7 protein-coding genes are annotated in these 7385 nt (G+C 69.9%); 3 read left to right on the forward strand and 4 right to left on the reverse strand.

The features are described from left to right. Both ACTS11_RS18770 and ACTS11_RS18775 read left to right on the forward strand, forming a co-directional pair. On the forward strand, nucleotides 1-319 hold a 319-nt coding region (locus ACTS11_RS18770), incomplete at its 5' end, for an ATP-binding protein (RefSeq protein ID WP_442641812.1). 276 nt (nucleotides 320-595) lie between these two features. Next, entirely contained in the window at nucleotides 596-2173 is a 1578-nt protein-coding gene (locus ACTS11_RS18775; RefSeq protein ID WP_442641813.1) for a gamma-glutamyltransferase family protein, read from the forward strand. Between the two features lie 28 nt (nucleotides 2174-2201). Here the strand turns inward: ACTS11_RS18775 and hspQ are convergent, their stop codons facing one another. After that, nucleotides 2202-2528, reverse strand: a complete 327-nt coding sequence (hspQ, locus tag ACTS11_RS18780) for a heat shock protein HspQ (RefSeq protein WP_442641814.1) — start codon at nucleotides 2526-2528, stop codon at nucleotides 2202-2204. A gap of 248 nt (nucleotides 2529-2776) precedes the next feature. Here hspQ and ACTS11_RS18785 point away from each other — a divergent pair, with 248 nt between their 5' ends. Continuing rightward, nucleotides 2777-3364 carry a transglycosylase SLT domain-containing protein gene (locus tag ACTS11_RS18785; protein ID WP_442641815.1) on the forward strand — a complete coding sequence of 196 codons (588 nt, stop codon included), beginning with the start codon at nucleotides 2777-2779 and terminating at the stop codon, nucleotides 3362-3364. Between the two features lie 4 nt (nucleotides 3365-3368). Here ACTS11_RS18785 and ACTS11_RS18790 read toward each other — a convergent pair whose 3' ends face one another. From ACTS11_RS18790 to ACTS11_RS18800, 3 genes are all read right to left on the reverse strand, one after another. Continuing rightward, nucleotides 3369-3965 (reverse strand): LolA family protein, encoded by a 597-nt coding sequence (locus ACTS11_RS18790; protein ID WP_442641816.1) that lies wholly within the window; start codon nucleotides 3963-3965, stop codon nucleotides 3369-3371. Between the two features lie 86 nt (nucleotides 3966-4051). After that, nucleotides 4052-6907, reverse strand: coding sequence for a DNA translocase FtsK (locus ACTS11_RS18795; protein ID WP_442641817.1), 2856 nt, complete (start codon nucleotides 6905-6907; stop codon nucleotides 4052-4054). Between the two features lie 12 nt (nucleotides 6908-6919). Continuing rightward, on the reverse strand, nucleotides 6920-7385 hold a 466-nt coding region (locus ACTS11_RS18800), incomplete at its 5' end, for an aminotransferase class I/II-fold pyridoxal phosphate-dependent enzyme (RefSeq protein WP_442641818.1).

The following is a 7385-nucleotide window of genomic DNA, read 5'->3' on the forward strand; positions in this document are numbered from 1 at the left end:
GCTCGTGCTGGCCGAAGTCCTCAACAACGTCGAGGAACACGCCTATTCCGGCCGCGCCGGTCAGCCTGTCCGCGTCGAGCTCTCGCTGTCCTCCCCGGTGCTGAACGTCGTCGTGCGCGACCGGGGCGCGCCGCTGCCGGAGGGTCCGCTTCCGGGTGAGTCGATGCCGCAATGCGAGGGAAAGGCCCCGGAACACTGGCCGGAAGGCGGCTTCGGCTGGGCCATCGTCCGGCGGCTGGCCGTCGGTCTCAGCTACCGCTGCGACGCCGATGGCAACGTGCTGCGGTTCTCGATCGTGCCGGGCCAGAGCGTCGGATGAGGCCCGTTTTTCCGCATTGAAGCCGTTCGACAAGGAAAGGCCACAATCCGCTCCAAGTGCCGCCGCGAATCCCTGCGATACCAATCGACGTAGCTGCAGAGGCTTCCCTCGGCGTCGCGCGTATCAAGCCCCCACCCAGTGCGCGGCGTCGAGGTCTCTGCGGCTTCTCCTCCCTCCGCCGACCGTCGTGAAAATCCGCGCCCGAAGCGCCGGATGCCCTTGCCGTCGCCGCCGAGGCTCGTAGGTTGCGCTCCGCTGCAACGCGGGAGGGACAAGATGCGCGACTTTCATCAACCGGGCCGTTCGGCCGTCTATGCCGACACGGGAATGTGCGCCACATCGCACCCGCTGGCCGCGCAGACCGCCGTGGCGCTGCTCCAGGCGGGCGGCAATGCCGTGGACGCCGCCATCGGCGCCGCGATCCTGCTCGGCTTCTGCGAACCGCAGATGACCGGGATCGGCGGCGACATGTTCGCGCTGGTCAAGATGCCGGGCTCGGACGAGGTGAAGGGGCTGAACGCCTCGGGCCGCGCGCCCGCCGGCCTGTCGGCCGAGACGCTGCGCGCCGACGGCCTGAGCGCGATGCCGAAGCAGGACGTGCGCGCCGTGACCGTTCCGGGTGCCGTGGACGGGTTCTGCCGCCTCCACGCCGAGCATGGCAGCCTGCCGCTCGACCGCGTGCTCGCCCCGGCGATCCGCTACGCCGAGACGGGAATTCCCGTGGCGCCCCGCGTCGCGATGGACTGGGAGGAGGCGCAGGGCAACATCTCGGGCCGCGCGCGCGACATCTACCTTTCCGGCGGCAAGCCCTTCCCCGTCGCCGCCCGCTTCGGCGTACCCACCCAGGCCGAGGTTCTGCGCCGCATCGCCGCGCAGGGGCGCGAAGCCTTCTACGAGGGCGAGGTGGCCGAGGACATGGTCAACAGCCTGCGCGCCTTGGGCGGGACGCACACGCTCGACGACTTCGCCGCGACCTCCTGCGACTGGGTCACGCCGCTGAGGTCCAGCTACCGCGGCGCCGAACTGCTGGAACTGCCGCCGAACGGGCAGGGCGCGGCGGCGATGCTCATCCTCAACACGCTGGCCGAGTTCGACATCGCGGGCCTCGACCCCTGGGGCGCCGAGCGCGGGCATCTCGAGTCCGAGGCGGTGAAGCTGGGCTACGACGCGCGCAACCGCTTCATCGCGGACCCCGCGCACATGACGCGACTCGACCACTTGCTGTCGCGCGACACCGCGCGCGCGCTGGCCGGCAAGATCGACCGCGACCGCGCGATGGAGGACGCCGCCGCCCTGTCCGAAAGCGTCCACCGCGAGACGATCTACATCACCGTGGTGGACAAGGACCGGATGGCGGTGTCGCTGATCTACTCGATCTTCGACACCTTCGGGTCGGGCCTCGCGTCGGATCGCTTCGGCATCCTGTTCCACAACCGCGGCGCGGGCTTCAACCTGACGCCAGGCCACGCCAACGAGGCCGCGGGCGGCAAGCGCCCGATGCACACGATCATCCCGGCCATGCTCTTCGAGGCGGACGGCAGCATCATGCCCTTCGGCGTGATGGGCGGCGCCTACCAGGCGGCGGGACACGCGCGCTTCGTGACGAACGTGGTGGATTTCGGCCTCGGCCCGCAGGCGGCGATCGACGCGCCGCGCCTCTTCGCGGAACTGGGCGAGCTGAAGGTCGAGCGCGGCTACGGCCCCGAGGCGCGAGCGGCGCTGGAGGCCAAGGGTCACAAGCTGGTGACGCCGAAGACCCCGATCGGCGGCGCGCAGGCCATCCGCATCCGTCCCGACGGCGTGCTCGAAGGCGGATCGGACCCGCGCAAGGACGGCTGCGCGCTCGGCTACTGAGCGCGCGGTCCCTCCGCATCGGTCCAGGTCAGTTCAGCTGGTACTCCAGCGGATAGCGCCCGTCCCTGAATTCGCCGAAGAGATCGCCCACGTCGGGGTGATCCACCGGCTCGCCCGTCTCGTCCGGAACCAGGTTCTGCTCCGAGACGTAGGCCACGTAGTAGGTGTGGTCGTTCTCGGCGAGAAGGTGATAGAACGGCTGCGCCTTGCGCGGACGCGCCTCCTCGGGGATGGCGTCGTACCATTCCTCGGTGTTGGCGAACTGGGCGTCTATATCGAAGACCACCCCGCGGAAGGGGTGCTTTCGATGGCGCACGACCTGGCCAAGGTTATATTTGGCGTGTGTCTTCAGCATTTGATTCAAGCCCCTGCAAATCCCTAACGCCGCGGGGGCCGTCCTGTCCATGGATCGGCCCCCGATTCGGGGGAAACAGTCTGTGGAGACAACCCTGACAGTGGGGTCGGGGTCCCATCGCCCCCGGTCCGGGCGTCACGATCACATCGACGTGGCCGGAAAGAGCCGCCCTGTTTTCTCGCGGGCGGATATGGGTTAAGCTGTCGGGAAACAAGAGGCCGAAACAGGCCATCGAGCAGGCAGACCAGATGAAACCGATTCTTCTCCTCGTGTTCGCCGCGAGCGTCCTCGCCGCATGCGGCAGCGGCGGCAATTTCAGCGCCCCCCGGAACCTCGACAACGCGTGCCTCCTCGCCGAGGAGAGGCCGCATTACTTCCGCGCCATGGAGCGCACCGAGCAGCGCTGGGGCGTTCCCGTCCCGGTGCAGATGGCGACCTTCTACCAGGAGAGCCGCTTCGTCGGCGACGCGCGCCCGCCGCATGTCTACCGGCTGGGGATCATTCCCATGGGCCGCATGAGCTCGGCCTACGGCTACAGCCAGGCGCTCGACGGCACCTGGGAGGAGTACCAGCAGGAAACCGGCAACCGTCGCGCCCGGCGCACCGACATCGACGACGCCTCGGACTTCATGGGCTGGTACATGACGCTCACCGTCGAGCGGAACGGCGTGCCCCTCACCGACGCGCGCAACCAGTACCTCGCCTATCACGAGGGGCACGCGGGCTTCCGGCGCGGCAGCTACAACGCCAAGCCCTGGCTCCTGAGGGTCGCCGACGGGGTGGCCGACCGAGCGCTGACCTACGAGATGCAGCTGATCGCCTGCAACCGGCGCTGAGCGGTCAGTCGCCGCTGCGCCGGTTGAGCTCCTGCGGAATGCTGAAGAGCCCCTGGGAGATGCGCGTATCCTCCCGGAGCGCCCCGAGCACGATCGTCGTCTCGGCGCCGGCCTGGTCGGTCACGACCCACTGGCGCAGTTCCACCGGATCGTCGGTGAAGACCATGGTGAGCGAGCCGATCTCGGGCCGCTCGGGGTCCTGCGCGACGACGCGGGTGGAGGTGCCGTCGAAGTCGTGGCCCATCACCATGCCGGTGGCCATCAGGTTCACGTTCCGGTCGAGGATGATCGAGAGCGGCGTCTCGCGCAGGGGATACTGCTCGGCCTGCGTGTTGCCGCGCCCGTCGAAGATGGCGAGTTGCCCGCCGCCCGCCATGACCAGCAGATCGTCGCCGTCGTACTCGAACCGCGCCCGGCCGGGCCGCTGGATGTAGAACTGGCCGGTCGAGACCGTGCCGTCGGCGTTGATCTGGGTGAATGTGCTCTCGGCCGAGGTGATGCCGTTCAGGTAGGCGTTGATCTCGGACAGCGGGATGGCGTCGGCCAGGGCGGGGACCGGCGCGACGAGGGCGGCAACGAGGGCGAGGTATGTCGTCTTCATGCCGTGCATCTAGGGATCGCGGTGCGCGGCGTAAACGGTCCGCCCGCCCGCGCGCGGAAATGTCATCGAAACCGGCAGAGGCCCGCTCACTCGGGTTCCGGCACGAGGATCTCGCGCTTGCCGACGTGGTTCGCGGGCGTCACGAGGCCCTGCTCCTCCATCTGCTCCACGAGGCGGGCGGCCTTGTTGTAGCCGATGCCGAGCTTGCGCTGGATGTAGGAGGTGGAGCACTTGCGGTCCTTGACCACGACGGCGACGGCCTGGTCGTAGAGCGCGTCCTCGCCGGTGGTGTTGCCGCCGGTGTTGAGGCCGAGGACCGCGTCGATGTCTGCCTCCCGGTCGTCGTCCGGCCCCTCGAGCACGCTCGAGGCGTATTCCGGCGGTCCGAAGCTCTTGAGGTGGCGGACGATCTCCTCGACCTCCTCGTCCGAGACGAAGGGACCGTGGACGCGCGTGATCTTGGCGCCGCCCGCCATGTAGAGCATGTCGCCCATCCCGAGGAGCTGCTCGGCCCCCTGCTCGCCCAGGATCGTGCGGCTGTCGACCTTGGACGTGACGTGGAAGCTGATCCGGGTGGGGAAGTTCGCCTTGATCGTGCCGGTGATGACGTCGACCGAGGGGCGCTGCGTGGCCATGATGATGTGGATGCCGGAGGCGCGCGCCATCTGCGCGAGGCGCTGGATGCAGGCCTCGATCTCCTTGCCCGCGACCATCATCAGGTCGGCCATCTCGTCGACGATCACGACGATGAAGGGCATCTTCTCGGGCGCGAATTCCTCGGTCTCGAAGACGGGCTCGCCGGTGTCGTCGTCGAAGCCGGTCTGCACCGTGCGGCGGAACATCTCGCCCTTCTTCAGCGCCTCGGCGACGCGGCCGTTGTAGCCGTCGATGTTGCGCACACCCATCTTCGACATCTTGCGGTAGCGCTCCTCCATCTCGCCCACGACCCACTTGAGCGCCACGACCGCCTTCTTGGGGTCCGTGACCACGGGGCTGAGGAGATGCGGGATGCCGTCGTAGACGCTGAGTTCCAGCATCTTCGGATCGATCATGATCATCCGGCAATCCTCGGGCGTCAGCTTGTAGAGGAGGCTGAGGATCATGGTGTTGATCGCGACCGACTTGCCCGAGCCGGTGGTGCCCGCGATCAGGAGGTGGGGCATCTTGGCGAGGTTCGCGACGATCGCCTCGCCGCCGATGTCCTTGCCGAGCGCGAGCGGCAGACGATGCGTGCCGTCGCCGAACTCGCGCGAGGCGAGGATCTCGCGCAGGACGACCTTCTCGCGGTGCTGGTTCGGCAGCTCGATGCCGATGACCGAGCGGCCCGGAACGGTCGAGACGCGGGCCGACAGCGCCGACATCGAGCGCGCGATGTCGTCGGCGAGGCCGATGACCCGGCTGGCCTTGAGGCCCGGCGCGGGCTCCAGCTCGTACATGGTGACGACGGGGCCGGGCCGGACCGAGACGATCTCGCCCTTCACGCCGTAGTCGTCCAGCACGCTCTCGAGCATCCGCGCATTCTCCTCGAGCGCCTCGTTCGAGAGGTGGTGGCGCTGGATCGTGTCGGGGTTCGTCAGCAGGTTCAGCGGCGGGAACTCGTAGGCCTCCGGCTCGCTCAGCGGCAGCGAGGGCTGCGCGTCGGCCATCGCGCGGCGCGACGGGGCCGGGGCCTTGCGCAGGGGCTGCTGCACGACGCGGCGCGAGAGCTCGGCGCGCGGGATCGGCGGCGGCAGGTAGTCCTCGTCGTCGGAGGCGACGCCCTCCTCGTTGAAGATGTTCTCCTCGAGATCGTCGAAGTCGTCCGCCTCGGCGCGATCCGTCTCGTCTTCGGCCTGCGCGAAGGCATGGGCCGCCGTCAGCGGCGGCTCGGCACGGAGCGCGGGCGAGACCGCGGGCCCAACCGTCAGGCGGCGCTGCGCGGCGGCGGCCACGGGATCGGGGCGCCGCACGCGCGCACGGATCGCGTCCGAGATGCGGGCGCGGATCGTCTCGTCGTCGGGGGCCTCCACGTCCTCGGCCTGGCGGCGCCAGCTGCGCTCGGGCAGTTCGGGCTCGAGCCGCGGCAGGTCGCGCATCTCGCGCGCCTCGACAGACCGTCCGAAGGCAATGCGGGAGAAGAAGCCGGCGGCACGCGGCGCCTCCTCCTCGTCGATCTCCTCGTCCTCGAGCAGCGGCTCCTCGGCCTGCGTCCGGCGCAGGACGGGTCCGCGCTGCGCCACCGGCGCCTCGGCGCGCGCGGCGGCGCGGGCCTCGCGCGCGGCCTGGATGCGCCCGGCGGCATGGCCCGCCCCGGCTCCCGCGCCGCGGAGCGCGGACATCAGCATGCTGCCCGAGGTCACGAGGCTCACGATCAGGAAGCGCATGGCGCCGCGGAACTCGGCCCGGCTGACGCCGACGACGTGGAACAGCATCGCCGCCCCGGCGAGGAAGGCCGCCGCCGCGATGATCTTCAGCGCCGCCTGCGCCGAGACCGGCAGCGCGTTCAGCACGGCGCCCAGCACCGTATCGCCGAAAAGACCGCCGAGCCCGAAGGAGTGCGTCCATCCCTCGGGCGGCATGTGGCTCGCGGCATAGATCGAGGCCAGCGCCAGCACGATGGGCAGGAAGAACACGCGCGGCACGGCGCGCTCGGCGCCCGCGTGCAGCACGAAGCGCAGGCCCCAGGCGATCAGCGCGATGGGCAGCACGAGCGCGCCGTAGCCGAGGATCATCATGAAGATCGCCGCGATGGCCGCGCCGGGCCGACCGAGCAGGTTCTGCGGCGGCGTGTCGGTCGCCGCCATCCAGTTCGGGTCGCTCGGTGCATAGCTCATCAGAAGCGCGGCGCAGGCCACCCCCAGCGCGAGCAGCGCGACCCCGAGAAGTTCCTGCCCCCGGCGCACGAGAATGGCGTGCGTCTCGTGGTCGAGGAACGGATCGCGCTGTCTGGTCTGGTAGGCCATGCTGGTCTTCCCTCACTCGTAGATCGTCTGCCGCAGGCGCAGGAGGCCGCGGCGCATCTCTTCCTTGCCGGCAACCATCGCCACGCGGATGCGGTCGTGTCCGGGGGTGCCCGCCTCGGTCTCGCGGGCGAGGTAGTGGCCGGGCAGCACGCGGATGCCCGCCTCGCGCCAGAGCTTCAGCGCCGCCGCCTCGCCGTCCGCGACCGGGAGCCACAGGAAGAAGCCCGCATGCGGCCCCCTGTAGCCGGGCACGTCGCCGAGGATCTCGTCGGCGATGCGGTACTTCTCCTGGTAGAGGGCGCGGTTCTCCTCGACGTGGTCCTCGTCGTTCCAGGCGCGCTCGGCCACGGCCTGGAGCGGCAGGGGCAGGGGCGCGCCCGCGTAGTTCCTGAGCTGCTGCATCCGCCGGACGCTCTCGGGTCCGCCCGCGGCGAAGCCCGAGCGCAGGCCCGGCATGTTCGACCGCTTGGAGAGCGAG

Origin of the sequence: Roseicyclus sp. (assembly GCF_052168335.1) — a bacterium.
In the GTDB taxonomy this organism is placed as follows: domain Bacteria; phylum Pseudomonadota; class Alphaproteobacteria; order Rhodobacterales; family Rhodobacteraceae; genus Roseibacterium.